This window comes from Aquicoccus sp. SU-CL01552 (assembly GCF_040365005.1).
Taxonomy (GTDB): Bacteria; Pseudomonadota; Alphaproteobacteria; order Rhodobacterales; family Rhodobacteraceae; genus Antarcticimicrobium.
This window is the reverse complement of record NZ_BAABWV010000009.1, coordinates 1-26,163: the sequence shown is the minus strand read 5'-3', so window position 1 is coordinate 26,163 and position 26,163 is coordinate 1. Positions and strand designations below refer to the sequence as shown.

Below are 26,163 nucleotides of genomic sequence, written 5' to 3'. Positions count from 1 at the left end.
GGCGGCCTTTTCGTTTATCCTGCGGTCTTGGAGGCCCGTTTCCGCTCATGCGGGTCAAGGTGCCGCTTGCGCAGCCGGATCGCGTTCGGCGTCACCTCGACCAACTCGTCATTGTTGATATAGGCGATGGCTTCTTCCAGTGACAGCGTGACCGGGGTGGTCAGCTTGACCGCCTCGTCGGTGCCCGAGGCCCGCACGTTGGTCAGCTTCTTGCCCTTGAGCGGGTTGACCTCGAGGTCGTTGTCGCGGCTGTGCTCGCCGATGATCATGCCCTGATAGACCTTGGCCTGCGCCCCGATGAAGAGCTTGCCGCGCTCCTCGAGGTTCCACAGCGCATAGGCAACCGCGTCGCCGTCTTCCATCGAGATCAGCACGCCCTGGCGACGGCCCGGGATCGGCCCCTTGTAAGGAGACCAAGAGTGGAACACGCGGTTCAGCACGCCGGTGCCGCGGGTATCGGTCAGGAATTCGCCGTGATAGCCGATCAGCCCGCGCGAGGGGACATGGGCCACGATCCGGGTCTTGCCGCCGTTCTGGCGCATCTCGACCAGGTCACCCTTGCGCGCACCGGTGATCTTTTCGATCACCGCGCCGGAATACTCGTCATCGACGTCGACGGTAACCTCTTCGATCGGCTCCAGCTTCTTGCCGTCCTCTTCGCGCATGATCACTTGCGGGCGCGAGATCGACAGTTCGAACCCCTCGCGGCGCATGTTCTCGATCAGCACGCCCATCTGCAATTCGCCCCGGCCCGAGACCTCGAAGGCCTCGCCGCCCGGGGTGTCGGCGATCTTGATGGCGACGTTGCTCTCGGCCTCTTTCATCAGGCGTTCGCGGATCACCCGGCTCTGGACCTTCTTGCCGTCACGCCCGGCCAGCGGGCTGTCGTTGATGCCGAAAGTCACGGTGATGGTGGGCGGGTCGATCGGCTGGGCGTCCAGCGGTTCGTCCACCGCCAGCGCGCAGATTGTGTCGGCCACGGTGGCCTTCTGCATCCCCGCCAGCGAGACGATGTCGCCGGCCTCGCCCTCGTCGATGTCGCTTTGGCCAAGCCCGCGGAAGGCCTGAACCCGGGTGACACGGAACTGTTCGATCTTCTGGCCGACCCGCGACAGCGCCTGCACCGTCTGGCCGACCTTGACACGGCCGGTCTCGATCCGCCCGGTCAGGATGCGGCCGACGAAGGGGTCGGCGCCCAGCGTGGTCGCCAGCATCCGGAAATCTTCGTCCTGATGCTTGATCTGTTTCGGTGCCGGGACGTGGTTGACGACCAGGTTGAACAGCGCGTGCAGGTCTTTGCGCGGCCCGTCCAGCTCTGGATCGCACCAGCCGGCGCGGCCCGAGGCGTAAAGATGCGGAAAGTCGAGCTGGTCGTCATCGGCATCGAGCGAGGCGAACAGGTCGAACACCTCGTCCAGCGCGCGGTCGGGCTCGGCGTCCGGCTTGTCGACCTTGTTCAGCACCACGATCGGGCGCAGGCCCAGCGCCAGCGCCTTGGAGGTGACGAACTTGGTCTGCGGCATCGGGCCCTCGGCGGCATCCACCAGCAGCACCACGCCATCGACCATCGACAGGATGCGCTCGACCTCGCCACCGAAGTCGGCGTGGCCGGGGGTGTCGACGATATTGATCCGGGTGCCTTTCCATTCCACGCTTGTCGCTTTGGCGAGGATGGTGATGCCGCGTTCGCGTTCCAGGTCATTGCTGTCCATGGCGCGTTCGGCCACGGCCTGGTTCTCACGGAACGCGCCGGATTGTTTCAGCAACTCGTCCACAAGCGTGGTCTTGCCGTGGTCAACGTGTGCGATGATCGCGATATTGCGAAGGTCCATAAAGTAAGCCTCAAATCGGGGGTTGGGGCCGCATAGCCTGCCGCAGCGCAGAAAGCCAGCGCAAAAGCGCGGCTCAGTGGGTGGTGCTGCCCGAGAACAGGTTGATCACCGCGATCCCGCCGATGATCATCGCCAGCCCGAGCAGCGCGGGCAGGTCCAGCCGCTGACCAAAGGCGACGAATCCGATCAGCGCGATGAACACGATGCCAAGGCCCGACCACATGGCATAGACGATGCCGACCGGCATGATCCTGAGCGTGAGCGCCAGGAAATAGAAGGCGACCGCGTAGCCGGCCACCGCCAGGAGCGAGGGCATCAGCCGGGAAAACTGCTGACTGGCCTGCAGGGCGGTGGTCCCCACGGTTTCGGCCGCGACGGCCAGGATCAGGAACAGGTAATGCGTGGGCATCGGCATCTCCACGGGGTTGCTTTGCCCCGTCTTCGCCGAAATCCGCCCGCCGTGGCAACCAGAATCCCGGGGGCCGTCGAAACGGTTGCTGAAAGGGCGTGCGCCAGCCTGCCCCGTGGCTCCCGATCGCTTGTCATTTCCTCCATATTCGCCGGATATTCTCCCGATTTTCTTGTGCCAGAGGTTCCGGAACAATCTGCAAACGGAACAAGGCCAAAATTGATGACATATCACCTCCTGTCCTATCCGCGCAGCGGCAACCACATGGTGCGAACCTTGCTCGAATACGGATTCGGGCGTCCGACCCTCGGCTGCTTCGAGTCCAGGCGGGATACGCCGATATACCAACGGGAGCCGAACCGCCGAACCGGTCTGATCCAAATCACCAACGAGGCGCCGATCGGCTACAAATCGCATTTCATCCTCGAGACGATCAAAGCCGAGATGGCCTATGGGGAGATTCCCGGCCTGGCGATCATCGTTCGGGACCCGGTCGCCGCGATCGCCTCGCATACCTGTCGCAGCATCAAGGGCCTTACCGCCTTCAAGCCCAAGGAAATCCGCCGCAAGGTCGAACATGGCCTCAATTCCTACATGGCGCTCGTGCATTATTTTCGCTCGCGCCCGGCGGAGCGCAAGCTGGTGGTGGAATTCGAGCGGTTGCTGGACCCGGACACGCAGCTCGACTATGCGAATGGCCTGCTGCGTCGGCTTGACTGCGAAACGCGGCTGGACCGCGACCAATTGGACCGCCTCCTCGTCGTTTCGAAAGATAGCCAGGAGACGCTGCGAAAAAACAGGCCGGCCCTTATGGCGGACATGCGGGCGCAGGTGGCTGCGGCGGTGAGCTATGCCGAGGTCAAGGACCTTCTGTATGATGTGGGGGTGGGCGCGCAGATGGCGTCGTCGGAGACGCGAAGCAAGCTCCGCATGGCCACCTAATCACAAAAGGCGGGGTGCAAGCCCCGCCTTTCCACGCTGACGGTCGAGAGTTCAGCCGGCCAGCGCCAGGTTCAGGTTCTCATCGACCTTTTCGAGGAACCCCATGGTGGTCAGCCATTTTTGATCCGGCCCCACCAGCAGCGCGAGATCCTTGGTCATGAAGCCGGATTCGACGGTTTCGACCACCACCCTTTCCAGCGTCTCGGCGAAATTGTTCAGCGCGGTGTTGCCGTCCAGCTTGGCCCGGTGCTTGAGTCCGCCGGTCCAAGCATAGATCGAGGCGATGGAATTGGTCGAGGTCGCCTTGCCCGCCTGATGCTGGCGATAATGGCGCGTCACGGTGCCATGCGCGGCTTCGGCCTCGACGATCTGGCCGTCCGGCGTCATCAGCTGCGAGGCCATCATGCCCAAGCTGCCGAACCCCTGCGCCACGGTGTCGGACTGCACGTCGCCGTCATAGTTCTTGCAGGCCCAGACATAGCCGCCGGACCATTTCAGTGAACTGGCGACCATGTCGTCGATCAGCCGGTGCTCGTACCAGATGCCCTTTTCCTTGAACTTCTCGGCGAACTCTTCGTCGAAGACCTGCTGGAACAGGTCCTTGAAGCGGCCGTCATAGGCCTTCATGATGGTGTTCTTGGTCGAGAGGTAAACCGGCCAGCCCAGGTTCAGCCCATAGTTCAGCGAGGCGCGGGCAAAGTCGATGATCGACTGGTCGAGGTTGTACATCGCCATGGTCACGCCGGCGGAGGGGGCGTCGTAGACGTCCTTTTCGATCACGGTGCCGTCCTCGCCCTCGAACTTCAGGGTGATCTTGCCGGCCCCGGGAAAGCGGAAATCGGTCGCCTTGTACTGGTCGCCAAAGGCATGGCGGCCCACCACGATGGGCTTGGTCCAGCCCGGCACCAGCCGCGGCACGTTCTGGCAGATGATCGGCTGGCGGAACACCACGCCGCCGAGGATGTTGCGGATGGTGCCGTTGGGGCTGGGATACATGCGCTTGAGGCCGAATTCCTCGACCCGGGCCTCGTCGGGGGTGATGGTGGCGCATTTGACGCCGACGCCGACCTCCTTGATCTTCATCGCGGCATCGACGGTGATCTGGTCGTCGGTGCGGTCGCGTTCCTGGATGCTCAGGTCATAATACAGAAGATCTATATCGAGATAGGGCAGGATCAGTTTCGTCTTGATGAAATCCCAGATGATCCGGGTCATTTCGTCGCCGTCGATATCGACGATCGGGTTGTCCACCTTGATCTTGGTCATCGGTGCGGTCCCTGTGTTGCGGAGGAGGAGGAGTCGGCCGCGATGTAGCGCAAAATTCAGGACGGCGAAACCTTGTATACGGCTGTATACCGAAATGTCGCACGCAAATCGGCTCCGTTTCCAAAGGCTGTCGAAAATTCAGACGAAACAGATCAGGTCGCGTCGCCGCGTCGGGAGAAGAAGTCGGCAAGTTTCGGGCGCAGCCAATCCCACAGTCCCGGGGCGCCGCGCCGGATCGGAACGCCGACTCTTGTGTCAAGCTGGTCCAGCGTGACCTCGTATTCCTGCCAGGTGCCGCCGCCGTTCTCCAGGTTGATCACCGGGACCTGGAAGCGGTCGATCGCCTTGGCGAATTTCGCGTCGGGGGTTTCGGCGGCCTCGAACTCTTCCCACAGGGTGCGGAACGCCTCGGCCTGGTCTTCGGGCAAAAGGCCGAACAGCCGCCGGGCGGCGGCGGCCTCCTTGCGGGCCATCTCTTCGTGATCGGGGTTGCCGTGGATCGGCGCGTCTCCGGCGTCGATTTCGACAATATCGTGCAACAAGAGCATCCGCAGCACCCGGTCGATCCGCACCTCGGGCCCGGCCTGATCGGCCAGGACCAGCGCGTGCAGCATGATGTGCCAGCTGTGCTCGGCCGAGTTTTCCCGCCGCTCGCCGGAAATCAGCTTCGAGGCACGTACCACCGACTTTAGCTTGTCGGCCTCTATCAGGAAATCGATCTGCGCGTCGAGCCGGGCGGTCATCCGTTCGAGGCTCCGCCCGCCGGCGCCTTGGCGCGCAACTGGGCAAGGCGCCGGTTCAGAAAACGGCGCGCCTTGCGTTCGGCCAGCCGGACGCGGATTTCCGTCAGGAAGGCCTCTTCCAGAGATTGTGACGAGGCGGCCAGCACCTCGCCCACCTCGGTGTACAGGCGGTCGTCGCCGCTCTCGTCCATCGCGGCGATCGTGTCGTCGGCCAGTTTCCCGGCCAGCTGCTCCAGCGCTCCGCCAGCCATCAGCGGGTGGTTTCCGTCAGGCGACGCTTGACGTAATCGGTCGTCGTGTCGATCAGCGTGTCCATGTGTGCGCCCTGGAAGAAGTGGTCGGCGCCTTCGACCTCCTCATGGGTGATGGTGATGCCCTTTTGCTCGTGCAGCTTGTTGACCAGCGCGGTGGTGTCCGCCGGCGGTGCGACCCGGTCGGAGGTGCCGTTGATCACCAGGCCCGAAGACGGGCAGGGCGCGAGGAAGGAGAAATCGTACATGTTGGCAGGCGGCGACACGCTGATGAAACCGGTGATCTCGGGGCGGCGCATCAACAGTTGCATGCCGATCCAGGCGCCAAAGGAAAAGCCCGCGACCCAGCAATGCTTGGAGTTGTTGTTCATCGACTGCAGGTAATCGAGTGCGGAGGCCGCATCGGACAGCTCGCCCACGCCCTGGTCGTATTCGCCCTGGCTGCGACCGACGCCACGGAAATTGAACCGCAGCACCGTGAAGCCCATGTTGTAAAAGGCGTAGTGCAGGTTGTAGACGACCTTGTTGTTCATCGTGCCCCCGAATTGCGGGTGCGGATGCAGAACAATGGCGATCGGGGCGTCTTTTTCCTTTTGCGGGTGATAACGGCCTTCAAGGCGGCCTTCAGGTCCGGCGAAAATCACCTCGGGCATATGGGTGTTGATCCTATTATTGGTCGGTGGACGCCCCGGATATTCTTGACGAAATCGCTAAGGCTCCTTAGAACGTTTCTAAACGCGCGCCGGAACGGCACGCTCGGTGTCAAGCCGAGATACGCATTGAAGCGCGCAAGGTCAAGAATCTCGCGCGATTGCTGAATTGGAGGCGTCGATATGAAGCTGTCAACCAAGGGTCGCTACGCGATGGTCGCATTGGTCGATATTGCCCTGCAACCCGAGGGCGCGCTGGTGACGCTGGGCGAGATCTCGCAGCGGCAGAAGATTTCGTTGCCTTACCTCGAACAGCTCTTCGTCAAGTTGCGCCGCGCCGAACTGGTGGCGTCGGTGCGCGGTCCCGGTGGCGGCTACCGCTTGGCGCGCCCGCCGGCTGAGATTCGCGTCGTCGATGTTCTGGCGGCGGTCGACGAGACGGTGGATGCCATGCACAAGGGCGCGGGCGCCTCGGGCGGCTCCTCGGGCAGCCGGGCGCAATCGCTGACCAACCGGCTGTGGGAGGGGCTGAGCGCGCATGTCTACGTGTTCCTGCACCAGACCCGGCTGTCGGACGTGATGCACAACGAACTCGCCCCGTGCCCGGCGGTGCCCAACATCTTTGCCGTGGTCGATTCGGAATGACCGGCCCCGGGCGCGAGACCGGAGGGCGGGTCTATCTCGATCACAACGCCACCGCGCCTCTGCGGGACGCGGCGCGCGAGGCGATGATCGCGGCGATGGACGTGGTCGGCAATCCCTCCAGCGTGCATGCCGAGGGGCGCGCGGCCAAGGCGCTGGTGGAACGGGCGCGGGCACAGGTGGCGGCGGCCTTCGGCGCCGAGGGGGCGGACGTGATCTTTACCTCCGGCGCGACCGAGGCGGCGGCGCTGGCCTGTGCCGGGCGCGGGTTACACGGGGCCGGGGTAGAGCATGACGCGGTTCGCGCCTGGATCGACGAGGACCTGGAAACGGACGCGCAGGGTCGGGTAGGGGTCAGTGATCCGGCCGCAAGCGTGCTGCAGCTGGCCAATTCCGAAACCGGCATCCTGCAGGAGCTGCCCGAGGGGCTGGCGCTGACCGATGCCACCCAGGCCTTTGGCAAGCTGCCGGTCGCCTTCAACTGGTGCGGCGCGCGGATGGCGCTGATCTCGGCGCACAAGCTGGGCGGCCCCAAGGGGATCGGCGCGCTGGTGGTCAAGCGCGGCACCGACATCGCGGCCCGAATCCGGGGCGGCGGACAGGAGATGGGTCGGCGCTCCGGCACCGAGAACGTGATCGGAATAGCCGGTTTCGGCGCCGCCGCCGAGGCCGCCGCGCGGGATCTGGCCGATGGCGTCTGGGATCGGGTCGCGGAACTTAGAAATATTCTAGAATCATCTATTGCGGCTGCCGTCAAACATACTATTTTTGTCGGAAATGAGGTGCCGCGTCTGCCCAACACCTCCTGCCTGGTCACGCCGGGCTGGAAGGGCGAGACCCAGGTGATGCAGATGGACCTCGCCGGATTCGCGATCAGCGCCGGAAGCGCCTGTTCCAGCGGCAAGGTCCGCGCCAGCCGGGTGCTGACGGCGATGGGGTATGACGAGGCCGCGGCGGCCAGCGCGATCCGCGTGTCGCTGGGATCGGACGTGACAGAAGAAGACGTGCTGCGCTTTGCCGAGGCGTGGTGCGACAAGGAAAAGAAACATCGCGCCCGGGCGGCGTGAGTTCAGGAGAATTTCAGATGGCCCCGATGGACCAGACCCAGGTAAAGGAAGGCGTCGACCAGGACACCGTCGACGCGGTACGCGAGGTAGGCGGCGCCTACAAGTATGGCTGGGAAACCGAGATCGAGATGGACTATGCCCCCAAGGGGCTGACCGAGGACATCGTGCGGCTGATCTCGGACAAGAACGGCGAGCCGGAATGGATGACCGAATGGCGTCTGCAGGCCTATGCCCGCTGGCTGAAGATGAAAGAGCCCGACTGGGCGATGGTCGAATACCCCGAGATCGACTTTCAGAACCAGTATTACTATGCCCGCCCGAAAAGCATGGAGGTCAAGCCCAAGTCGCTGGACGACGTCGACCCCAAGCTGCTGGCCACCTATGAAAAGCTCGGCATTCCACTCAAGGAACAGATGATCCTGGCCGGTGTCGAGGGCGCCGAGGCGGCCCCGTCAGAGGGGCGCAAGGTGGCGGTCGACGCGGTCTTCGACTCGGTCAGTGTCGGCACCACCTTCCAGGCGGAACTGCAAAAGGCCGGGGTGATCTTCTGCTCGATCTCCGAGGCGATCAAGGAACATCCCGAACTGGTCAAGAAGTACCTCGGGTCCGTGGTTCCGGTCAGCGACAATTTCTACGCCACGCTGAACGGCGCGGTATTCTCCGACGGCTCCTTTGTCTATGTGCCGCCCGGCGTGCGCTGCCCGATGGAACTGTCGACCTATTTCCGCATCAATGCCGAGAATACCGGCCAGTTCGAGCGGACGCTGATCATCGCCGACAAGGGGTCGTTCGTGTCCTACCTCGAAGGCTGCACCGCGCCGCAGCGCGACGTGGCACAACTGCACGCGGCGGTGGTGGAAATCATCGTCGAGGAAGACGCCGAGGTGAAATACTCCACCGTGCAGAACTGGTACCCGGGCGACGAGAACGGCAAGGGCGGCATCTACAACTTCGTCACCAAGCGGGCCGACTGCCGGGGCGACCGCTCCAAGGTGATGTGGACCCAGGTCGAGACCGGCTCGGCGGTAACGTGGAAATATCCCTCCTGCATCCTGCGCGGCGACGACAGCCAGGGCGAGTTCTATTCGATCGCCATCACCAACAACATGCAGCAGGCCGACACCGGCACCAAGATGGTGCACCTGGGCAAGAACACCCGGTCGCGCATCGTGTCCAAGGGGATCAGCGCGGGGCAGGCGCAGAACACCTATCGCGGCCTTGTTTCGATGCATCCCAAGGCCAAGAACAGCCGCAACTATACCCAGTGCGACAGCCTGCTGATCGGTGACAAATGCGGGGCGCATACGGTTCCCTACATCGAGGTCAAGAACAACTCCTCGCGGGTGGAGCACGAGGCGACCACATCCAAGGTGGATGACGACCAATTGTTCTATTGCCGCTCGCGCGGGATGGACGAGGAGGAATCGGTCGCGCTGGTGGTCAACGGCTTCTGCAAGGACGTGTTGCAGGCGCTGCCGATGGAGTTTGCCATGGAGGCGCAGCAACTGGTCGCCATCTCGCTCGAAGGGTCGGTGGGATGAGTGCCGACGGCGCGCCCGAATCCGCCCCACGGGTGCGGCGCCTGTTGCGCCAGCGGGTTGAGTACCTGCGTGCGGCGCTCGCGCCCGAGCGCCCGTTGCGCATCGTCGACGTGGGCGCCAACCCGATCAACACGCCGGACTATGACGCGCTGCTGGAGATGGGCGGCTGCGAGGTTTGGGGGTTCGAACCCGAGGACAAGGCCTTTGCCGAGCTCGAGGCCAACCCGCGCCCCGGCGCCCATTACATCAACAAGGCGGTCGGCGCGCCGGGCAAGGGCACCTTTCACAATCATCCGCAGAACGGCCTTGGGTCGCTTTACCCGGTGCGAAAGGAATCGGTGGCCTTCCTCGGCCATCCCGGCTGGCACCGCGACGACGTGGAGACCGCCGAGATCGACTTGGTCGCGCTCGACGATCTCGACGACCTGCCACGGCCAGACCTGCTGAAGATCGACATCCAGGGCGGCGAGCTGGACGTGATCCGCAACGCGCGCGAAAAACTTTCGCAGGCGGTCTGCGTGATCCCCGAAGTGCGGTTCTATCGCATGTACGAGGGCGAACCGCTCTGGGGCAAGCTGGACGTCGAATTGCACGATCAGGGCTTTGTTTTGCACAAACTGCTGTTCTCAAAGCCGACGATGATCGCCAATTCGCAGGCCGGTCGGCTCAAGGGCAAGGCGGTGCGCGGTCAGCTGATCGACGGCGACGCGGTCTATATTCGCAACCCGGAGGTGCCGCAGGACTGGAGCGACGAGCAGCTCAAGCAGTTGGCAATCGCCGCCGCCGGGGTGTTTTCCAGCTTCGACCTCGCGGTGTTCTGCCTTGACCGGTTGTCGGACCGGGGCGCGATCGGCCCGGACGTAGCGGCGGGCTTTGTCGACCTGTTGCCAGGTTGGGTGAAGAATACCTGATAACGGATTGATATCAGGCGTGTATTGGAGTGATCTGAGATGATCGTGACCACCACCCCCTCGGTCGAGGGACGCAAGATCACCGATTACAAGGGCATCGTCGTGGGCGAGGCGATCCTTGGCGCGAACATCGTGCGCGACCTGTTCGCCGGGATCACCGATATCCTCGGCGGCCGCTCCGGCGCCTATGAACAGGAGCTGGGCCGCGCCCGCACCACCGCCCTGACCGAGATGGAAGAGCGCGCGGCGGCCCTTGGCGGCAATGCCGTGGTCGGAGTCGACCTGGATTACGAGGTGATCAACAACATGCTCATGGTCAGCGCCTCGGGCACCGCGGTGGTGCTGGGCTGATCATGGACGCGCGCCCCCATATCGAGCGTCCGGTGCTGACCCTGCCAAGGCCCGAGGCCGAGGCCTTGCGCGCGGCCTACGGGGCGGCGGACACGATCCTGGAATACGGATCGGGCGGCTCTACCGTTATGGCGGCCGAGATGCCGGGCAAGCATGTCACCTCGGTGGAAAGCGACCGGGGCTGGGCGCGCATGATGCGCGACTGGTTCCGCGCCAACCCGCCGGCAGAGGGCAGCACGGTGGACGTGGTCTGGGCCGACATCGGCCCGACCCGCGACTGGGGCCATCCGGCGGACGACAGCGCCTGGCGCAACTTTCCCGACTACCCGCTCAAGGTCTGGCGGCGGGGCGGGTTCCGCCACCCCGACGTGGTGCTGGTCGATGGCCGGTTCCGCATCGGCTGCGCGCTGGCCACCGCATTTTCGATCACCCGGCCGGTGACGCTGCTGTTCGACGATTACACCAAGCGGCGCTGGTTCGCGAAGGTCGAGGAGTTCCTGGGCGTGCCCCATATCATCGGTCGCATGGCCGCCTTCGAGGTGGTGCCGCTGGCGGTGCCGCCCGACCGGCTGTTGCAGATCATTCGATTCATGACGCGGCCCTGAGCGGTCCGTCCCCGAAAAATTCCCGCGGCGATCCGCCCGGAGACAGAGACGAGAAAGAGGTAAGACATGTTGGAAATCAAGAACCTGCACGTTCATCTTGAAGAAGAGGACAAGCAGATCCTCAAGGGCGTCGACCTGACGGTCGAGCCGGGCAAGGTGCATGCGATCATGGGGCCGAACGGCTCGGGCAAATCGACGCTCAGCTATGTCCTGTCCGGTCGCGGCGGCTATGCGGTGTCCGAGGGCAGCGCCACGCTGGACGGTGTCGACCTGCTGGCGATGGAGCCGGAAGAGCGCGCAGCGGCGGGCCTGTTCCTGGCGTTCCAGTACCCGGTGGAAATCCCCGGGGTCGGCAACATGACCTTTCTGCGCACCGCCGTGAACGCGCAGCGCAAGGCCCGTGGCGAGGACGAGATGAGCGCGACCGACTTCCTCAAGCTGGTGCGCGAACGTGCCAAGTCGCTCAAGATCGACGCCGACATGCTGAAACGCCCGGTCAACGTCGGGTTCTCGGGCGGCGAGAAAAAGCGCAACGAGATCCTGCAGATGGCCATGCTGGAACCCAAGATGTGTATCCTCGACGAGACTGACAGCGGCCTTGACGTGGACGCGATGAAGCTGGTCGCCGACGGGGTCAACGCGCTGCGCGACGAGGGGCGCGGGTTCCTGGTGATCACCCACTACCAGCGGCTGCTGGACCATATCAAACCGGACGTGGTGCACATCATGGCCGACGGGCGGATCATCAAGACCGGCGGGCCGGACCTGGCGCTGGAGGTGGAAACCAACGGCTATGCAGACATCCTGAACGAGGTGGCGTGATGGCATTGCCCCAACTGAAACAGGACGCGACGGCGGCGCGGCTGGCCGGGCTGACCCTGCCCGAGGGGGGCTGCCTGTTCCCCGCCCGGCAGGAGGCGCTGGCCCGGCTGCAGGCTATGGGCGTGCCGACGCGGCGCGACGAGTACTGGAAATACACCCGCCCCGAGACGCTGACCCAGCCCGAGGTGGTTCCGGCGGCGCTGTTCGCGAACGACGAGGCGCCGGTGTTCGACCGGATCGACCGGCTCAAGATCGTCTTTGTCGACGGGGTGTTCGACCCCGACGCGTCGGATGACCTGGCGCTGGAGGGGGTCCAGATCGACCGGATCGCGGATATCTGCGGCAAGGACATCCACTGGGCCAAGGATCTGTTCGGCGTGCTCGAGGCCCGGGGGCAGACCCCGGTCGCGCGTCCGCTGGCGGCGCTCAACACGGCCTTTGCCGTCGATGGGGTCGCGATACATGTCACCGGCAAGCCGAGCAAGCCGATCAGCCTGGTGTACGTGCATGAATCCGAAACCTCGGATGCGCTGTTGCACCATGTCATCCGGGTCGAGCCGGGGGCCGAGGCGACGATCCTCGAGAACGGGCCGGCCGCGGCGCGGTTCAACAAGGTGATCGAGGCCGATGTCGCCGATGGCGGCGCCCTGCACCACGTGCGCAGCCAGGGGCGCGATCACGAGCGTCGCGCGGTGACCCACATGTTCACCCGGCTCGGCACGCGCTCGGTCTACAAGTCCTTCACGCTGACCGTGAACGGGGTTCTCACCCGGAACGAGCAGGTGGTGGAGCTGACCGGTGACGACGCGGTGACCCATGTGGCCGGCGCCTGTGTGGGCGACGGCGATTTTCACCATGATGACACCGTCTTTGTCACCCATGACGCGGAGAACTGCGAAAGCCGCCAGGTGTTCAAGAAGGTGCTGCGCAACGGCGCCGTGGGCGTGTTCCAGGGCAAGATCCTGGTCAAACCCGGCGCGCAGAAGACCGACGGCTACCAGATCAGCCAGGCGCTTTTGCTGGATGACGACAGCCAGTTCCTCGCCAAGCCGGAGCTGGAGATCTATGCCGATGACGTGGCCTGTTCGCACGGCTCGACCAGCGGCGCGATCGACGAGGACGGGCTGTTCTACCTGCGCTCGCGCGGGGTGCCCGAGAAAGAGGCGACCGACCTGTTGACGCTGGCCTTTCTGGCCGAGGCGCTGGACGAGATCGAGGACAAGACCCTGTCCGAGGATCTGCTCGACCGGCTGCGCGGTTGGCTGACGCGGCGGGGCTGATGGCGGTCACCAGCGACATCGCGGCCTCCTACCGGGGGCCGGGCCGCGTCGTGCGTCGCCTGCTCGAGATGGGTCAGCGCGAGGATCGTGCGCTGGCCTTCCTGATGGCGGGCTGCGTGCTGGTCTTTGTCGCGCAGATGCCGCGACTGGCGCGCGAGGCGCATGAGACCGGGCAGGAGTTGAACATGCTGATGGGCGCCAGCCTGTTGGCCTGGGTGATCTTTGCACCGATCCTGTTCTACGTGATCGCGGCGCTGTCGCACGTTGTGGCGCGCCTCGTCGGGGGCAGGGGCGATTGGTACGGCGCGCGCCTGGCGTTGTTCTGGGCGTTGCTGGCTGCCGCGCCGGTGTTGCTGTTGCATGGGCTGGTGGCGGGGCTCATCGGTCCGGGCCCGGCGCTGGACACGGTTGGCGGTCTTGCGCTGGGGGTGTTCCTGTGGTTCTGGCTGGCTGGATTACGGCAGGCGGAAAGGGCGTTAGAATGACACGCGCGATTTGGAGCGAGATGATCCTTTTGTCGATCAAGGACCCGGCCGAGGCGGCCCGGCGCCTGATCGCCTGGAACCTGTCGCGCGAGGTGTTGTGGACCGGTCTGGCGCTGGCGGCGGTGGTCAATACCCTGTTGTTCAGCCTGTCGGGCCTGTTGATGCCGGGGCCGGCGATGGTGATGCCGCTGTTCCAGTCGCCTTTTTTCTATCTGGCGATGGTGTCGATCGGGCTGGTCCTGACCGTGGTGGCGCTCTACTGGGCCGGGCGCATCCTGGGCGGACGCGGGGCGCTGACCGACGTGCTGGTCGTGGTGCTGTGGCTGCAGGTGCTGCGCGTGCTGGTCCAGGTGGTGACGCTGGTCCTGTCGCTGACCATCCCGATGTTGGCGATGCTCCTGGTGCTGGCCGCGACCGTGCTGGGCATCTACATCCTGCTGCATTTCGTCGATCAGGCGCACCGCTTGAACTCGCTGCCACGGGCGGGCGGGGTGCTGGTCCTTTCGTTCGTCTTGATGGCGGTGGCGCTGTCTGTATTGCTGGCCCTTTTCGGGGGCATGATATCCGGGGACATCTCCCATGTATGACGTGGACACGATCCGGGCCGATTTTCCGATCCTCGCGCGCGAGGTGAACGGGCGGCCGCTGACCTATCTCGACAACGGCGCCTCGGCGCAGAAACCGCAGGTGGTGATCGACGCGGTGACGCAGGCCTACAGCCACGAGTATGCCAACGTGCATCGCGGGCTGCATTACCTGTCGAACCTGGCCACCGACAAGTACGAGGCCGTGCGCGGCACCATCGCGCGGTTCCTGAACGCCCCGAGCGAAGATGAGATCGTCTTCAATTCCGGCACCACCGAGGGGATCAACCTGGTCGCCTATGGCTGGGCGATGCCGCGGATGCAGGCCGGCGACGAGATCGTGCTGAGCGTGATGGAACACCATGCCAATATCGTGCCGTGGCATTTCCTGCGCGAACGGCAGGGGGTGGTTCTGAAGTGGGTGGATACGGCCCCCGACGGCTCGCTTGATCCGCAGGCGGTGATCGACGCCATCGGGCCGAAAACGAAACTGGTGGCCGTCACCCATGCGTCGAACGTGCTGGGCACCGTGGTGGACGTCAAGGCAATCACCCAAGGCGCCCATGCCAAGGGCGTGCCGGTGCTGGTCGACGGCAGCCAGGCGGCGGTGCATATGCCGGTGGACGTGACCGACATCGGTTGTGATTTCTATGCCATCACCGGGCACAAGCTGTATGGGCCCTCCGGCTCGGGCGCGATCTATATCAAGTCTGACCGGATGGCCGAGATGCGCCCCTTCATCGGTGGCGGCGACATGATCAAGGAGGTCTCGAAAGAGGCGGTGATCTACAACGACCCGCCGATGAAATTCGAGGCCGGCACCCCCGGGATCGTGCAGATCATCGGGTTGGGCGTGGCGCTCGACTACATGATGTCTCTGGGCATGGAAGACATCGCGGCGCATGAGGCGGGTCTGCGGGACTACGCGCAGGAGCGGTTGACCGGGCTCAACTGGTTGCAGGTGCAGGGCCACGCGCCGGGCAAGGCGGCGATCTTCAGCTTCACGTTGGAGGGGGCGGCCCATGCCCATGATGTCTCGACCATTCTCGACAAGAAGGGGATTGCGGTGCGCGCCGGCCATCACTGCGCCGGGCCGCTGATGGATCACCTGGGCGTGACGGCGACCTGCCGGGCGTCGTTCGGATTGTACAATACCAAGGCCGAAGTGGACGTTCTGATCGAGGCGCTGGAACTGGCGCATGATCTGTTCGGCTGATCGTTTTTCGGGCACCTTGATGTTCTGAAAGCGACACGGCGTGTCGCGAATGGTAATTCTCCGGTTTTGCGTCTAGGCTCACGCCAGTGCAACAACCGGGGAAGACCGCATGACCGTACTCACCGAAGCCGATCAGATTTCCGAAATCGCTTTCGGGTTCATGGGCTCCAAGGCGCTGTTCGCCGGGCTGGGGGCAGGGGTGTTCACCCACCTCGCCGACGGTCCGATGAGCTGCGCCGACCTGGCCCGGCGCTGTCCTCTGGACGAGATCCGGACCGAAACGCTCATGACCGCGCTCGCGGGGTTAGGGCTGGTCGAGGGTGAGAACGGCAAGTTCCGCAATTCCCCGGCCGCCGAGTCCTTTCTGGTGAAAGGCGCCAAGTACGATTTCGGCGATTACCTGCGGCTGCAGGTCGGCCAGCAGATGTACGGACTTCTGGACCAGATCGACGACGCCCTGCAGGACAAGCTGCCGGAAGAGGCGACCGCCTCTTACGCCGAATGGTTCTCGGACCCGGAGGAGGCCCGGCTCTATTCCGCCAGCCAGCATTCCGGCTCGCTCGGGCCGGCGCGGCAGTTGGCGCGCAAGATCGACCTCTCCGATGCGCGGCGGCTGCTGGACGTGGGCGGCGGCACCGGCGCCTTTGCCATCACCCTGTGCGAGGCGTTCCCGGAGCTGGCCGCGACCATCGTCGATTTCCCCAATGTCGCCGCGCTGGGGCGCGACTATGTCGGAAAGGCGGGGCTGTCGGAGCGGATCTCCTACGTGGAGGGCAACGCGCTGGACACCGACTGGCCGGGGGATCAGGACGTTATCCTGATGTCCTACCTGTTCTCCGGTGTGCCGGGAGAAACCCACGACGGGCTGCTGGCGCGCGCGCGTGACCAACTGGCCCCCGGGGGGCGGCTGTTGCTGCATGATTTCGTGGTGCGCTCGGACCGCAGCGGGCCGAAACTGGCGGCGCTCTGGCAGTTGCAGCACACCGCCTTTACCCCGCGGGCCCGCTCGCTCGACGAGGGTTGGCTGCGCACGGCGCTGGAGACGGCCGGTTTTGTCGATATCGAGGTGGAGGTGATGATCCCCGAGATGACGATGCTGGCCTCGGCGGTCAAACCCGTCTGAACGGGCTGGGGGCAGAGAGGACGTCGCTGCCTCCGACCACGTGTTGAAATCTACCTTGGCCGGGGGCCGTTTTTGCGATTGCGAAGCCTGCGCCTTTGGCCTATACGCCCATTCCACAGGCACCTGTAGCTCAGCTGGATAGAGCGCTGCCCTCCGAAGGCAGAGGCCATAGGTTCGAATCCTATCAGGTGCACCATTTTTTCATAGACTTGTGAGAAACGGGTGGCGCGAGACGCCGGCTGCGCAACGAAATTCATTCGTTCGGTAATCGTTTTTGGCTCCATGTTGGTCACGATGATCTCTCCAGCGCGATCTTGGTTGGAGGTTTCTTTCGTCATCTGGCAGAGACAGGCGGCCGAATTCGGGTTCGGGATTCTGTGTGTTTTCCGAGACGGGGGGAGCGGGTCGTTTGAGATCGCGCGATCCCAGGCTTTTGATCCCATGGTTTGATGCGCGATCCTCTGTCGTGAATGGACGGGATCGTTATGGGACAAGTTTGTAGTGGAAGCGCCACAAACGGTTACCCGGCAGGCGCATACGCGGGCCGGCGAGTGCCCCGCGCTTCAGTTGCATCCGGGAGGCAATGGCGGGTATCTGTGCCCTTACCGCCGGGGATGCACACCACGCGTGGCCCTATTTTCGCCGTCGTTGATACTTGGGACATCCCCGGATTTCTTGCGCTTATCCGCTGGCGTTTTGTCCAACCCGCAACGCGTGCAGAACCACGGACATGCCCGGTGCCAAACGATCCCTGTCCGGCTGGTCCGGATCGATCTCGATCTTGACGGGCAGGCGTTGCGCGATCTTGGTGAAATTCCCGGTTGCCGTCGAATTGCCCAGAACACTGTATTCCGAGGCCGTCGCCGGAGAGAATTGCGTCACGCGGCCGGTAAAGGGTTTGTCGCGCAGCGCGTCAACCGTGAAGCTGACCTGCTGGCCCACTTCCATGTCGGCCAGTTCACGTTCGTTGATATTGGCGATGACCCAGACCTCGGGCTCCACATAGGACATCAGCGAGGTTCCGGCCGTTACGAACTGCCCCGGTTGCACGCCGATCTGGCCAAGCCGCCCCTTGTGAAGGGCACGGACGACGGTGTGCTCAAGGTTGATCTGGGCCAGTTCCACCGATGCCTTTGCGCTGGCCAGCTGCGCGGTGAGCAACTCGATATTGATCCTGAGCGTTTCCAGGTCCTCCTGCGCCACTGCGACATTGCTTTGCGCCGTGATCAGGGCCGTCTCAGCCTGGCGCAGGGACAAGGTGCTGTCCTCGACATCCGAGGTCGAGGCATGGCCCTTTTCCTCCAGCTTTTTCTGACGCTCTGCGTTTGCTTGCGCCTTGTCCAGCGCGGCCTCTGCCGCATCCAGCGCGGCCTTGCGCGATTGCACGACAGCCTCGGCAGAGCGGATGCTTTGCGCGTTCGAGGCCAGCGCGGCCTTGGCGGCGGTCAGGGCGGCCTGGGCTTTCGCCAGCGATTGCCGGGCCGTCCGGTCATCCAGTTTCACAAGGATATCGCCTTGTCTGACCTGCTGGAAATCCTGCACGGGAACCTCGGTCACATAGCCGGAAATCTGCGGCGACAGGGTGATGACCCTGCCGCGCACATAAGCATTGTCGGTGCGAACCTCGGTGCCGGCAAACGGCGGCAACTGCCACGCGAAGAGAACCGCCAGGACGCCTGCAAGGCCGATCAGGAAGACGGCGAAGGTCGGGAAGTGGTGTTTGAACAAAGTCATGTCAGACCCTCATTGTGCCGGAACCGGCGGCGTTCCCGCCATCCGTTTCCGCATTGTCATGTGCAGGATGTGCCCGGCCAGAACCGCCATGGCGAAAAGAGCCAGAAGCGAGATCATGTGGAAAATATCGTTATAGGCGGCGACGGTTGCCTGCTGTGATACGACGATCCCGAGCTGCTTTGCAGTCTGGACCTTGAGAAGCGCGGTGTCGCTGATGCTGTGCGACAGGGTGGTGGCGATCTGGGCCAGGCGCTGATTCACCATCCCGTCTCCGGTGACCAGGTGCTCGTTGAGCCATTGGGCATGGGCCTTGGTCCGCATGAAGATCAGCGTGCGGAAGATGCCGCTCCCGATCGTTGCGCCCAGGACCTGGCTCGACAGGAACACGATAATGAAGCTGAGGATGTACTGCGGCCCGCGCATCAGGGCCGAGACCAGCCCGATGGCCATGGCCGAGGGCAGGAACAGCGCCGCCGCAAAGCCGATGATCGCCTGGCTGAGATACATGCTCGAGGGGGCGATCTGCGAATTTGCCTGGGCATCCAGATGGGCGCCAAATGCGATCAGGGCCAGGGCGGCAAGGTGGATAAGGGGCACGCGCTGCGGCGTCAGCACAAGGCAACAGACCAGCCCGCCGGCCAGTGTCGCCGCGGAGATCACCCAGAACAGCGGTGCCATTTGCGCGGCGGAATAGCCCAGCGCCTGGAACAACCCCGGCGCACCGCTGGTCTGTTCGCTCAGGATGATCCGGAACAGGAACAACGCGGCGGTAAACTGGAGCATCGCAGGCGTCATCAGCCAGCGCACGTCGACCAGTGGCGATTTGCGCTGCAACTCGATCAGGAAGGCGGCGACCAGCGTGCCGATCGCACCCGCCATGGCAACGCCGATCCAGGGCGTGCTGGTCCACCAATAGGTCGCGCCGGTGGTGAAACAGGCGACAAATCCGGCAAATGACGCGGTGATGAGCGAAAAGCTGAGCAGATCCAGCCGTTCGATCACCTTCATCCTTTCGCCCGAGATCAACGGCAGGCGAAAGACGAGCGCGAGGCAGGTCATCGACATGCCCAGCTTGATGAGCAGGAGGTTCTGCCAGTTGCTGTTTTCGAGCAGGATCGGCGACAGCGCCCGCCCCAGCGGTATGCCCAGCGACATGAACGTCAGCGCCAGGGGCAAGCCAAGGCTCAGCTTTTTCTGCGGTGAAAGCGGCTCCAGCATGTACATGAAGGCCAGCGTCGACAGCGGAGCGGCGGCGATGCCCGAGAGCAGTTCCACCAACAACGCCGAGCGCAGATCGGTGGCAAACAGGCTGATTCCCGCGACCACCGCGTAGACGACGATCGACACCTCGGCAAAGCGGCGCAGGCCATATTGGGTCCGCACCTTGATCAGGATCAACGGCAAGGCCGCGCGCGGGGCCATGAAGACCACCATCAGCCAGGTGGTATCACTGACCGTTGCGCCCAGCTCTCCGGCAAGGGTGGTTATGTTGGCGGACAGGAACCCCTGGCCCAGGGCCTGCGACAAGGCAATGAACATGGCCGCGAACAGATAGCCTGCGGTCTGTGCCCTTGTCTTGGCAGGGGGCTGCGCCGGGTCCGCGTGGGGCTGCACCTGTGCGTCCGAGGCAGACATCAGTCCCGCACCCGTTCGAGGTTCCGTTGCAATTGCTTGATGACAGTCAAGGCGTTCTCGAGATCGCCCGGGTCGATGTCGCGATACAGCTCGCGCCGCAGCTCCTCGGTAAAGCCGACGACCTTGTCCGCCTGGGCATGGGCGATGTCCGTCAGGTACAAGGAGCGCACGCGTTTGTCTCCGGCCACGGCGCGCCGTTCGATCAGGCCCTGCTCCTCGAGGTGATCCAACGTGCGGGTCATCGAGGGGGTCCTGATATCCAGATGCTTGGCCAGCTCGGCCTGGGTCATGCCTTCGTTTCCGGCAATGGCCACCAGCGCCTGCGCCCGCGCATAGGTCATATCCAGCGCTGCGGCGCGCAGATTGAACCGTTTGCGGATCTCCCGGATCAGGCCGATGGCCGCCGGCAGGAAGTCCTTGTGGATATCTGAGGGCATGACGCGCCTTTTATTGCCTTGGTAATGATTAGCCAGGTAATGATGTCGTTGCCGGCTTTCAAGCGTTTTCGTTTCGGTGCGGAACGGGTGACGGAGAATGGCGGCTATAGGTCCTGGATCGCCGAAAAAACGATCAGGACTCTACCGCTCGGGAGCGATCTTGCGGTCGACCGTCCAACCCGGGATCGGCGCCGTGCCGCGGGTGGCGCCGGTTATGGCAACCCGCTGCAGCGCGATCCCAAGGCGGTCAGCGATGGTGTCTCCGCTGGCCGCTGTTCGAAGGAGGCCGCCCGCGATGTCTGTGCGGTGGTGATCGATGAGCACACCGCTCTTGCCGACAAGGCGGCGACAGAGGCAAAGCGTGAGACCGTGCGCAAGGCGCGCATGGCACGGGCCAAGCCCTATGAGGCCTTCGTCGCGGAATGGTCCAAGGTCGCCCGCCTGCAGAGATCCTGAAATATTGCGACCCCTGGGACGGGACCACGGCGCCGGAGGGCTGTTCGACGTGTTCCCGGGCTAAAAATACGTGGTGCCCCGGATGCTGGAGACCGGTGATCTCCCGTCGTTCACCCCGCTTGGTGTGTCCTCCGCGCCCGGGGTTTCAGCTTGTCGCCTCATAGATCTCGAGGCTGGCGAGCACGCCGCAACCACCGCATTGTCCGGCCGAGGCGCAGCCGCCGCAGTTGGTCGTGAGAGACTGGCGGGACAGGACACCCTTGCGCACCCAGTGGTCGAGCATGCCGCGCAACGCGTCGGGGGCCACGTGAAAGTGGTTCGACAGGTCGAGGATGCTCACGGCGCCGTTGCGCTCGACATAGGTTCTGAGCTCCTGCAGCATCTGCGCTCCCCCTACTTGGCCGGGGCTATCAACGGGTTTGCGGGTGGTGTGCGGCGACCGAACCAGCGCAGGAGGCCGTAGAACACCACCAAGGCCCCCAGGATCCCGCCGATCCAAAGCGCAGAACTGACCGGGTGCCGGGCAAGGGTCGCGGCCTGATAGAACAGAACCGCCGACCCGTAGCCGAGTGCCAGGGTCCAGCCACCCGCGAACAGGGTCCAGCCCGGAGTGGTTTCGCGCCACACCGCGCCCATGGCGGCGACGCAGGGCATGTAGAGCAGCACCATCAGCAGGTAGGCAAAGGCCCCGACCTGGCCGTCGAACAGCGCCGCCATGGTCCCGAAGGTCCCGGTGGAGACCTCGAGCGCCTTGGCGGCTTGATCCGGGGTGTCGGAGGTCGCGGCACCGATCCCGAGCGGGTCCGTTGCCAGGCCCACCCCATCGCGCAGGTTGGGGCCGATGGTGGCGAAGGCCTCGGCGACGCTGCCCGACAGCGAGAAGGGGGGCTCATCGCCGCCGTCGTCGGCCAGGTCCTGGTAGAGCGTGTTCAGCGTGCCAACCACGGCCTCCTTGGCTAGGATGCCGGTAAAGACGCCAACGGTGGCGGGCCAGTTGTCCTGCTCCAGACCCATCGGCGCAAAGGCCGGCGTCAGGGCGCGGCCGACCTCGGACAGCACCGAGGCCTCGCTGTCCTCGTTGCCGAAACTGCCGTCGGTGCCCCAGGAATTGAGAAAGGCCAGAACGACCACCATCGCGACGATGACCCGGCCGGCATCGACGATGAAGCTCTTGAGCCGGTCCCAGGTCCGCAGCAACAGGCTGCGCAGGGTCGGCAGGTGATAGGGCGGAAGCTCCATCACGAAGGGCGAGGCCTCGCCGCGCAGCAGGGTGGTCTTGAGCATCAGCCCGGTGCCCACCGCCGCTGCCAGGCCGATCAGGTAGAGCCCGAAGACGAGGTTCTGCCCCCCGGCCGGAAAGAACGCGGTGGCAAAGAGCGCATAGATCGGCAGGCGGGCGCCACAGGACATGAAGGGCGCCATCATGATCGTGATGATCCGGTCACGGGCGTTTTCCAGCGTGCGGGTCGCCATGATCGCGGGCACGTTGCAGCCAAAACCGACGATCAGCGGCACGAAGCTTTTTCCGGGCAGGCCGATCATCCGCATGAACCGGTCCATCACGAAGGCGGCGCGCGCCATGTAGCCGGAATCCTCCAGCAGCGACAGGAACAGGAACAGGAAGCCCACGACGGGGATGAAGGTCGCGACGGTCTGGATGCCGCCGCCGACCCCGGTTGTCAGAACGGTGTTGAGCCAGGCGGGCATGCCGATGGCCGCGAACAGGGCCGCCGGGGCATCGACGAAGAGCGCGCCGGCCAGGATGTCGAAGAAGTCGATGAAGGCGCCGCCGATGTTGATGGTGAACATGAACATCAGGTACATCACCAGCAGGAACAGCGGGATGCCGAGGGTCCGGCTGAGGACAAGGCGGTCGAGCCGGTCGGAATGGGTGCGGGTCAGTTCGGTGGTGCGGCGCATGCTGTCCGCCGCCATGCGGGTGACGAAGTCATAGCGCCCGCAGGCGATGGCGGTGTCGGCCTCCATTCCCAGCGTCTCTTCCAGCGGTTCACGGGTATCGGAGGCGGCCTTCTCGATCGCGGGGCTGGTCAGCGCCGGGTTCAACTCGTCGCCCTCGAGATGCTTGATCGCCAGCCAGCGCGCCATGTCACCATGGCCCTCGGCCTCGAGGACCGGGATCAGGCGGGCGATCGCCTGTTCCAGCTCGGGGCCGAATTCGATATCGCCGCGCGGCGCGGCCCCGGCGTGCGCGGCCTCGACCATCCGGTCGCGCAACTGGTCGATCCCGGTCTCGCGGCTGGCGACGATCGGCACCACCGGGCAGCCCAAGTGCTCGGCCAGGCGGGAGAGGTCGATCTCGATGCTGCGGCTGCGGGCCATGTCCATCATGTTGAGCGCCACGATCATCGGCGCGCCCATCTCCAGCAGTTGGACCGTGAGGTAGAGGTTGCGCTCCAGGTTCGAGGCGTCGAGTACGTTGACCACGAGGTCGGGCCGCTCGCCCACCACGTAATCCCGCGCCAGCCGCTCGTCGAGCGAGGTCGTCCCGCCGGCCACGCTGAGCGAATAGACCCCGGGAAGGTCCACCAATTCGACAGTTTCCCCGGCATGGGAAAACCGGCCCACCTTTTTCTCGACGGTGACGCCGGCCCAATTGCCCACCTGTTGATGCGTACCGGTGAGCGCATTGAACAGCGTGGTCTTGCCGCAGTTCGGGTTGCCGGCGATGGCGATCGTCAGGCCGGTCATCAGGCGATTTTCCGCACGTTCAGCGCATCGGCCTCGGCCCGGCGCAGGCTGAGCGCGAACCCACGGACCCGGATTTCGACCGGGTCGCCAAGCGGCGCGACCCGCGTGACCCGGAACTCGGCCCCGGGGGTCAGCCCCATCGACAGCAGTTTCTGGCGGTAGGCCTGTCCGCCGTCAGCGAAACCAGCGACCACGGCATGGTCGCCGACCGCAAGTTCCTTGAGTTTCAAGATCATTGCCTGTGCTTTCCTTGTTCTGCGACGGGGTGACCAGGACGGTGCGCGCCATCGAGGGATCCAGCGCGAAACGGGTGTCACCCAAGGCGATCACCATCGGGCCGGTCCCGGTTTTCTGAACCACTCTCAGTGTCTTTCCGGCGATCACGCCGAGGTCACACAGGCGCCTGCGCATCTCCGGTTTGGCCGCCACGGCGACCACCTCGACCTGCTCTCCCGGAGATGTCAGGGCGAGTGGCAATCCAGCAAGTCCCATGTCGTTAGGCCCACACTCTATTTCATGGCGTCATGATTGTATCGGGTATTTCCGACAAAAACACTTTGACAGCCATAGGCCCCCGACATGAGCACTGTCTTGATCCATGTCAATCGGCCCCAGCGTTTTCGGCGCAAAAGCACGTCGAAGCGTCTTGCTGCCGCGATCCGGGCCCACGCTTCGCAGGGGGCGCCCATCTTGTGCCGCCGGGCCGAGCGCCGGGCCAAAGGGACGTTGGAGACGAACGGGGGGAGATCAGTGACGGGGGAAGGGGGGCCGATATGCCGGAGGGGCATCGCACGGTCCGGCAACTGGTTCTTCATCCTCAAATGCGACGCAGTGCATCCCCGCGCCGTCAGCCGAGCAGCCGATCGCGCGACCAGCCGGAAGGAGACACACATGGCAAAGCATCACGGCACAACCGATTTCCCCCCAGGTGTATGGGTCATGCTGACCACCGAGGATGTGGTGGCGATCCGCGCGCAGAACGTGACCTACAACGACGTCTGGCTGCAGCGCGGCACGACGGTGGAACCCGGCAGCATTGACGGAGCGGTATTGCTCTTGCGTGGGTGGGGGGTGGCGGCCCATTTCACATTGGATGAGTGGTGGCCGGGCGCGGATGGCGGTCGCATCTGGGGCTTTGCTCCGGCGGGCGGAAAGGTGTCCTGCAGCCATGCATGATCTGATATCCGCGTTCTCGGGCCCTATCTCGGGGTTTCCTGTGCCGTTCTGTCGGCGCAGTTCCTGGTCTAGCGCCTCCCTGTTCGCCAGTGGCGAGCAAGGCGCGCTTTACCTCCCCGGCCCGACCACCTGTTTTCAGGACGCGGCGGGGACCACCCCGGCGGGGGATGGCGACCCGGTGGGCTATCTGGCCGACCTGTCCGGCAACGGCAACCACGCCACGCAATCCACCAGTGCGGCCCGCCCGACGCTGGCGCAGGATGCGGGCGGTGGGTGGTATCTGGATTTCGACGGCGTGGATGATTGGCTGGATACCGGGGTTTCCGCAATCGCTGGCCGGGCTGACCGATTCGCCTGCGTTGCGGGCGAGTTTACCACCCACGCAACGACCTGGTATGATCACGTCCTCCACTCTGGATCATCAAGCTCGCTTAAGGCGTGGGGGATGGTGATCCGGGTGCAAGAGGTTGATGGTCTCGGCAACCACTACTGGATGGATAATTTCAATTCCGGTCTGTCGGTGGCGAGTCGGGATGTGTTTTCCATAAACCTGGCGTCCGAGGTCGAGACGTATCGTTCCGCGCGGACGGATACATCCGTTGATCACGCCTTGCCTGCCGGGGCGTCAACCGGGGGCGTCACTGATTTCAGGCTGATGAGCCGCATAAGCGCACCGGCCGAATTTGCGCAGGGGGATGTGTTCGGCGTGGTGATCCTTGATCGGGCCGTCACCGTCACCGAGCGCACCCGCCTTGAAACCTACCTCGCCAACCTGTCGGGGGTGACCCTATGAGCGATTACACGTCCCGCGTGACGATCATCTGCCCCGAGGCGATGGTCGCGGACGCCAACCAGCTTGCGCTGGTGCTTGGCGAGAGTGCCGGGGATGACCGGACGTTCCGCGCGGCGGGCTATGAGGACGCGGGCGGCAACCGCTATGCCGTGGCGTCCTCGCTGGTCAAGCCGGTGTTTTTCACCGCCGCCGGATCGCCCCTGACCGCCCCGGATCACGCCCCCGAGGCGGACCTTGCCGCCGCATCCCGCGCGCAATCCGCCGTGGCGATCCTTGACCCGGCCGCGCCGGTCCAGGCCGCGCCGGGCCGGGTGCTGGCGATCCCCGGTGATGATGCCGCCGCCGCGTTGTCGCTGGCCGGGGTGACGGCGGTTGAGGTTGAAGGGTAGGGGAACACTGTATTGCCCTGATCCCGGCCCGCCCGGTTGACCGGGCGGGATCTTTCATGCCCGGACTGGCCAATCCGCCCGACTCCACCGTTTCACGGGGCGGTATGGCGGTAT

General features: G+C 64.5%; 30 protein-coding genes and 1 tRNA gene. 18 read left to right on the top strand and 13 right to left on the bottom strand.

Going from position 1 to position 26,163, the window contains the following annotated elements; genetic code table 11:
- Positions 1–14: 14 nt before the first annotated feature.
- Both typA and ABWV23_RS11545 read right to left on the bottom strand, forming a co-directional pair.
- Positions 15–1,832: a translational GTPase TypA gene (gene typA, locus ABWV23_RS11550; RefSeq protein ID WP_353347834.1), complete on the bottom strand. Its 1,818-nt coding sequence runs from the start codon at positions 1,830–1,832 to the stop codon at positions 15–17.
- Between the two features lie 73 nt (positions 1,833–1,905).
- Positions 1,906–2,241, bottom strand: a complete 336-nt coding sequence (locus ABWV23_RS11545) for a DMT family transporter (RefSeq protein WP_353347832.1) — start codon at positions 2,239–2,241, stop codon at positions 1,906–1,908.
- A gap of 222 nt (positions 2,242–2,463) precedes the next feature.
- Here ABWV23_RS11545 and ABWV23_RS11540 point away from each other — a divergent pair, with 222 nt between their 5' ends.
- Positions 2,464–3,183, top strand: coding sequence for a sulfotransferase family protein (locus ABWV23_RS11540; RefSeq protein WP_353347830.1), 720 nt, complete (start codon positions 2,464–2,466; stop codon positions 3,181–3,183).
- Positions 3,184–3,234: 51 nt separating this feature from the next.
- On the opposite strand, the gene ABWV23_RS11535 is transcribed toward ABWV23_RS11540, so the two are convergent.
- The 4 genes from ABWV23_RS11535 to ABWV23_RS11520 form a co-directional block, all read right to left on the bottom strand.
- A complete protein-coding gene (locus ABWV23_RS11535) occupies positions 3,235–4,449 on the bottom strand; it encodes an NADP-dependent isocitrate dehydrogenase (RefSeq protein ID WP_353347828.1) in 1,215 nt (404 codons plus the stop codon).
- Positions 4,450–4,601: 152 nt separating this feature from the next.
- Entirely contained in the window at positions 4,602–5,192 is a 591-nt protein-coding gene (locus ABWV23_RS11530) for an HD domain-containing protein (protein ID WP_353347826.1), read from the bottom strand.
- On the bottom strand, positions 5,189–5,443 hold the full coding sequence (locus tag ABWV23_RS11525; RefSeq protein ID WP_353347824.1) for a hypothetical protein: 255 nt from the start codon (positions 5,441–5,443) through the stop codon (positions 5,189–5,191). Before ABWV23_RS11525 ends, ABWV23_RS11530 begins: the two co-directional genes overlap by 4 nt.
- Positions 5,443–6,096 (bottom strand): alpha/beta hydrolase, encoded by a 654-nt coding sequence (locus ABWV23_RS11520; RefSeq protein ID WP_353347822.1) that lies wholly within the window; start codon positions 6,094–6,096, stop codon positions 5,443–5,445. The genes ABWV23_RS11525 and ABWV23_RS11520 overlap by 1 nt, the downstream gene beginning before the upstream one ends.
- Before the next feature lie 180 nt (positions 6,097–6,276).
- Between ABWV23_RS11520 and iscR the strand changes: the two genes are divergently transcribed.
- The 13 genes from iscR (at position 6,277) to ABWV23_RS11455 (ending at position 16,916) form a co-directional block, all read left to right on the top strand.
- On the top strand, positions 6,277–6,738 hold the full coding sequence (iscR, locus tag ABWV23_RS11515) for a Fe-S cluster assembly transcriptional regulator IscR (protein WP_353347820.1): 462 nt from the start codon (positions 6,277–6,279) through the stop codon (positions 6,736–6,738).
- Complete coding sequence (locus tag ABWV23_RS11510; protein ID WP_353347818.1) at positions 6,735–7,802, top strand: cysteine desulfurase family protein; 1,068 nt, start codon at positions 6,735–6,737, stop codon at positions 7,800–7,802. Before iscR ends, ABWV23_RS11510 begins: the two co-directional genes overlap by 4 nt.
- 17 nt (positions 7,803–7,819) lie before the next feature.
- Positions 7,820–9,343, top strand: a complete 1,524-nt coding sequence (gene sufB, locus ABWV23_RS11505) for a Fe-S cluster assembly protein SufB (protein WP_353347816.1) — start codon at positions 7,820–7,822, stop codon at positions 9,341–9,343.
- Positions 9,340–10,254: an FkbM family methyltransferase gene (locus tag ABWV23_RS11500; protein ID WP_353347814.1), complete on the top strand. Its 915-nt coding sequence runs from the start codon at positions 9,340–9,342 to the stop codon at positions 10,252–10,254. The genes sufB and ABWV23_RS11500 overlap by 4 nt, the downstream gene beginning before the upstream one ends.
- A gap of 39 nt (positions 10,255–10,293) precedes the next feature.
- Complete coding sequence (locus ABWV23_RS11495; RefSeq protein ID WP_353347812.1) at positions 10,294–10,605, top strand: heavy metal-binding domain-containing protein; 312 nt, start codon at positions 10,294–10,296, stop codon at positions 10,603–10,605.
- Positions 10,606–10,607: 2 nt separating this feature from the next.
- Entirely contained in the window at positions 10,608–11,210 is a 603-nt protein-coding gene (locus ABWV23_RS11490) for a hypothetical protein (protein WP_353347810.1), read from the top strand.
- Between the two features lie 66 nt (positions 11,211–11,276).
- On the top strand, positions 11,277–12,032 hold the full coding sequence (gene sufC, locus ABWV23_RS11485) for a Fe-S cluster assembly ATPase SufC (RefSeq protein ID WP_353347808.1): 756 nt from the start codon (positions 11,277–11,279) through the stop codon (positions 12,030–12,032).
- The gene (sufD, locus tag ABWV23_RS11480; RefSeq protein WP_353347806.1) at positions 12,032–13,312 is read left to right on the top strand and encodes a Fe-S cluster assembly protein SufD; all 1,281 of its coding nucleotides are present in this window, start codon (positions 12,032–12,034) and stop codon (positions 13,310–13,312) included. Before sufC ends, sufD begins: the two co-directional genes overlap by 1 nt.
- Positions 13,312–13,797, top strand: a complete 486-nt coding sequence (locus ABWV23_RS11475; RefSeq protein WP_353348101.1) for a YIP1 family protein — start codon at positions 13,312–13,314, stop codon at positions 13,795–13,797. Before sufD ends, ABWV23_RS11475 begins: the two co-directional genes overlap by 1 nt.
- Positions 13,794–14,384, top strand: a complete 591-nt coding sequence (locus ABWV23_RS11470; RefSeq protein ID WP_353347804.1) for a YIP1 family protein — start codon at positions 13,794–13,796, stop codon at positions 14,382–14,384. The genes ABWV23_RS11475 and ABWV23_RS11470 overlap by 4 nt, the downstream gene beginning before the upstream one ends.
- A complete protein-coding gene (locus tag ABWV23_RS11465; protein ID WP_353347802.1) occupies positions 14,377–15,597 on the top strand; it encodes a cysteine desulfurase in 1,221 nt (406 codons plus the stop codon). Before ABWV23_RS11470 ends, ABWV23_RS11465 begins: the two co-directional genes overlap by 8 nt.
- 109 nt (positions 15,598–15,706) lie before the next feature.
- The gene (locus tag ABWV23_RS11460; protein WP_353347800.1) at positions 15,707–16,720 is read left to right on the top strand and encodes a methyltransferase; all 1,014 of its coding nucleotides are present in this window, start codon (positions 15,707–15,709) and stop codon (positions 16,718–16,720) included.
- Positions 16,721–16,839: 119 nt separating this feature from the next.
- A tRNA-Arg gene (locus ABWV23_RS11455) sits at positions 16,840–16,916 on the top strand.
- Positions 16,917–17,401: 485 nt separating this feature from the next.
- Here the strand turns inward: ABWV23_RS11455 and ABWV23_RS11450 are convergent.
- The 3 genes from ABWV23_RS11450 to ABWV23_RS11440 are packed head-to-tail and all read right to left on the bottom strand — an operon-like array spanning position 17,402 to position 20,526.
- A complete protein-coding gene (locus tag ABWV23_RS11450; RefSeq protein ID WP_353347798.1) occupies positions 17,402–18,454 on the bottom strand; it encodes an HlyD family secretion protein in 1,053 nt (350 codons plus the stop codon).
- Between the two features lie 9 nt (positions 18,455–18,463).
- A complete protein-coding gene (locus ABWV23_RS11445; RefSeq protein WP_353347796.1) occupies positions 18,464–20,089 on the bottom strand; it encodes an MFS transporter in 1,626 nt (541 codons plus the stop codon).
- Positions 20,089–20,526 carry a MarR family winged helix-turn-helix transcriptional regulator gene (locus ABWV23_RS11440; protein WP_353347794.1) on the bottom strand — a complete coding sequence of 146 codons (438 nt, stop codon included), beginning with the start codon at positions 20,524–20,526 and terminating at the stop codon, positions 20,089–20,091. The genes ABWV23_RS11445 and ABWV23_RS11440 overlap by 1 nt, the downstream gene beginning before the upstream one ends.
- A gap of 24 nt (positions 20,527–20,550) precedes the next feature.
- On the opposite strand from ABWV23_RS11440, the gene ABWV23_RS11435 reads away from it, so the two are divergent.
- Positions 20,551–20,982 (top strand): hypothetical protein, encoded by a 432-nt coding sequence (locus tag ABWV23_RS11435; protein ID WP_353347792.1) that lies wholly within the window; start codon positions 20,551–20,553, stop codon positions 20,980–20,982.
- A gap of 145 nt (positions 20,983–21,127) precedes the next feature.
- Here ABWV23_RS11435 and ABWV23_RS11430 read toward each other — a convergent pair whose 3' ends face one another.
- From ABWV23_RS11430 to ABWV23_RS11415, 4 genes are read right to left on the bottom strand one after another with little or no spacing between them, the layout of a single operon-like run.
- A complete protein-coding gene (locus ABWV23_RS11430) occupies positions 21,128–21,364 on the bottom strand; it encodes a FeoC-like transcriptional regulator (RefSeq protein WP_353347790.1) in 237 nt (78 codons plus the stop codon).
- 11 nt (positions 21,365–21,375) lie between these two features.
- Positions 21,376–23,691 carry a Fe(2+) transporter permease subunit FeoB gene (gene feoB, locus ABWV23_RS11425; protein ID WP_353347788.1) on the bottom strand — a complete coding sequence of 772 codons (2,316 nt, stop codon included), beginning with the start codon at positions 23,689–23,691 and terminating at the stop codon, positions 21,376–21,378.
- Complete coding sequence (locus ABWV23_RS11420) at positions 23,691–23,927, bottom strand: FeoA family protein (protein WP_353347786.1); 237 nt, start codon at positions 23,925–23,927, stop codon at positions 23,691–23,693. Before ABWV23_RS11420 ends, feoB begins: the two co-directional genes overlap by 1 nt.
- The gene (locus tag ABWV23_RS11415; protein WP_353347784.1) at positions 23,866–24,183 is read right to left on the bottom strand and encodes a FeoA family protein; all 318 of its coding nucleotides are present in this window, start codon (positions 24,181–24,183) and stop codon (positions 23,866–23,868) included. The genes ABWV23_RS11420 and ABWV23_RS11415 overlap by 62 nt, the downstream gene beginning before the upstream one ends.
- A gap of 399 nt (positions 24,184–24,582) precedes the next feature.
- Between ABWV23_RS11415 and ABWV23_RS11410 the strand changes: the two genes are divergently transcribed.
- Genes ABWV23_RS11410 through ABWV23_RS11400 form a run of 3 tightly spaced genes read left to right on the top strand, consistent with a single transcriptional unit; the run spans position 24,583 to position 26,049 of the window.
- The gene (locus ABWV23_RS11410; RefSeq protein ID WP_353347783.1) at positions 24,583–24,867 is read left to right on the top strand and encodes a hypothetical protein; all 285 of its coding nucleotides are present in this window, start codon (positions 24,583–24,585) and stop codon (positions 24,865–24,867) included.
- Positions 24,860–25,660 (top strand): hypothetical protein, encoded by an 801-nt coding sequence (locus ABWV23_RS11405; protein ID WP_353347781.1) that lies wholly within the window; start codon positions 24,860–24,862, stop codon positions 25,658–25,660. Before ABWV23_RS11410 ends, ABWV23_RS11405 begins: the two co-directional genes overlap by 8 nt.
- Positions 25,657–26,049 carry a hypothetical protein gene (locus ABWV23_RS11400; protein ID WP_353347779.1) on the top strand — a complete coding sequence of 131 codons (393 nt, stop codon included), beginning with the start codon at positions 25,657–25,659 and terminating at the stop codon, positions 26,047–26,049. The genes ABWV23_RS11405 and ABWV23_RS11400 overlap by 4 nt, the downstream gene beginning before the upstream one ends.
- The last annotated feature ends 114 nt before the right edge of the window (positions 26,050–26,163 follow it).

Bases quoted from the DNA above. Each gene is read 5' to 3' on its own strand.
- typA (WP_353347834.1), bottom strand. From the start codon at position 1,832: ATGGACCTTCGCAATATCGCGATCATCGCACACGTTGACCACGGCAAG.
- ABWV23_RS11545 (WP_353347832.1), bottom strand. From the start codon at position 2,241: ATGCCCACGCATTACCTGTTCCTGATCCTGGCCGTCGCGGCCGAAACC.
- ABWV23_RS11540 (WP_353347830.1), top strand. From the start codon at position 2,464: ATGACATATCACCTCCTGTCCTATCCGCGCAGCGGCAACCACATGGTG.
- ABWV23_RS11535 (WP_353347828.1), bottom strand. From the start codon at position 4,449: ATGACCAAGATCAAGGTGGACAACCCGATCGTCGATATCGACGGCGAC.
- ABWV23_RS11530 (WP_353347826.1), bottom strand. From the start codon at position 5,192: ATGACCGCCCGGCTCGACGCGCAGATCGATTTCCTGATAGAGGCCGAC.
- ABWV23_RS11525 (WP_353347824.1), bottom strand. From the start codon at position 5,443: ATGGCTGGCGGAGCGCTGGAGCAGCTGGCCGGGAAACTGGCCGACGAC.
- ABWV23_RS11520 (WP_353347822.1), bottom strand. From the start codon at position 6,096: ATGCCCGAGGTGATTTTCGCCGGACCTGAAGGCCGCCTTGAAGGCCGT.
- iscR (WP_353347820.1), top strand. From the start codon at position 6,277: ATGAAGCTGTCAACCAAGGGTCGCTACGCGATGGTCGCATTGGTCGAT.
- ABWV23_RS11510 (WP_353347818.1), top strand. From the start codon at position 6,735: ATGACCGGCCCCGGGCGCGAGACCGGAGGGCGGGTCTATCTCGATCAC.
- sufB (WP_353347816.1), top strand. From the start codon at position 7,820: ATGGCCCCGATGGACCAGACCCAGGTAAAGGAAGGCGTCGACCAGGAC.
- ABWV23_RS11500 (WP_353347814.1), top strand. From the start codon at position 9,340: ATGAGTGCCGACGGCGCGCCCGAATCCGCCCCACGGGTGCGGCGCCTG.
- ABWV23_RS11495 (WP_353347812.1), top strand. From the start codon at position 10,294: ATGATCGTGACCACCACCCCCTCGGTCGAGGGACGCAAGATCACCGAT.
- ABWV23_RS11490 (WP_353347810.1), top strand. From the start codon at position 10,608: ATGGACGCGCGCCCCCATATCGAGCGTCCGGTGCTGACCCTGCCAAGG.
- sufC (WP_353347808.1), top strand. From the start codon at position 11,277: ATGTTGGAAATCAAGAACCTGCACGTTCATCTTGAAGAAGAGGACAAG.
- sufD (WP_353347806.1), top strand. From the start codon at position 12,032: ATGGCATTGCCCCAACTGAAACAGGACGCGACGGCGGCGCGGCTGGCC.
- ABWV23_RS11475 (WP_353348101.1), top strand. From the start codon at position 13,312: ATGGCGGTCACCAGCGACATCGCGGCCTCCTACCGGGGGCCGGGCCGC.
- ABWV23_RS11470 (WP_353347804.1), top strand. From the start codon at position 13,794: ATGACACGCGCGATTTGGAGCGAGATGATCCTTTTGTCGATCAAGGAC.
- ABWV23_RS11465 (WP_353347802.1), top strand. From the start codon at position 14,377: ATGTATGACGTGGACACGATCCGGGCCGATTTTCCGATCCTCGCGCGC.
- ABWV23_RS11460 (WP_353347800.1), top strand. From the start codon at position 15,707: ATGACCGTACTCACCGAAGCCGATCAGATTTCCGAAATCGCTTTCGGG.
- ABWV23_RS11450 (WP_353347798.1), bottom strand. From the start codon at position 18,454: ATGACTTTGTTCAAACACCACTTCCCGACCTTCGCCGTCTTCCTGATC.
- ABWV23_RS11445 (WP_353347796.1), bottom strand. From the start codon at position 20,089: ATGTCTGCCTCGGACGCACAGGTGCAGCCCCACGCGGACCCGGCGCAG.
- ABWV23_RS11440 (WP_353347794.1), bottom strand. From the start codon at position 20,526: ATGCCCTCAGATATCCACAAGGACTTCCTGCCGGCGGCCATCGGCCTG.
- ABWV23_RS11435 (WP_353347792.1), top strand. From the start codon at position 20,551: ATGATTAGCCAGGTAATGATGTCGTTGCCGGCTTTCAAGCGTTTTCGT.
- ABWV23_RS11430 (WP_353347790.1), bottom strand. From the start codon at position 21,364: ATGCTGCAGGAGCTCAGAACCTATGTCGAGCGCAACGGCGCCGTGAGC.
- feoB (WP_353347788.1), bottom strand. From the start codon at position 23,691: ATGACCGGCCTGACGATCGCCATCGCCGGCAACCCGAACTGCGGCAAG.
- ABWV23_RS11420 (WP_353347786.1), bottom strand. From the start codon at position 23,927: ATGATCTTGAAACTCAAGGAACTTGCGGTCGGCGACCATGCCGTGGTC.
- ABWV23_RS11415 (WP_353347784.1), bottom strand. From the start codon at position 24,183: ATGGGACTTGCTGGATTGCCACTCGCCCTGACATCTCCGGGAGAGCAG.
- ABWV23_RS11410 (WP_353347783.1), top strand. From the start codon at position 24,583: ATGGCAAAGCATCACGGCACAACCGATTTCCCCCCAGGTGTATGGGTC.
- ABWV23_RS11405 (WP_353347781.1), top strand. From the start codon at position 24,860: ATGCATGATCTGATATCCGCGTTCTCGGGCCCTATCTCGGGGTTTCCT.
- ABWV23_RS11400 (WP_353347779.1), top strand. From the start codon at position 25,657: ATGAGCGATTACACGTCCCGCGTGACGATCATCTGCCCCGAGGCGATG.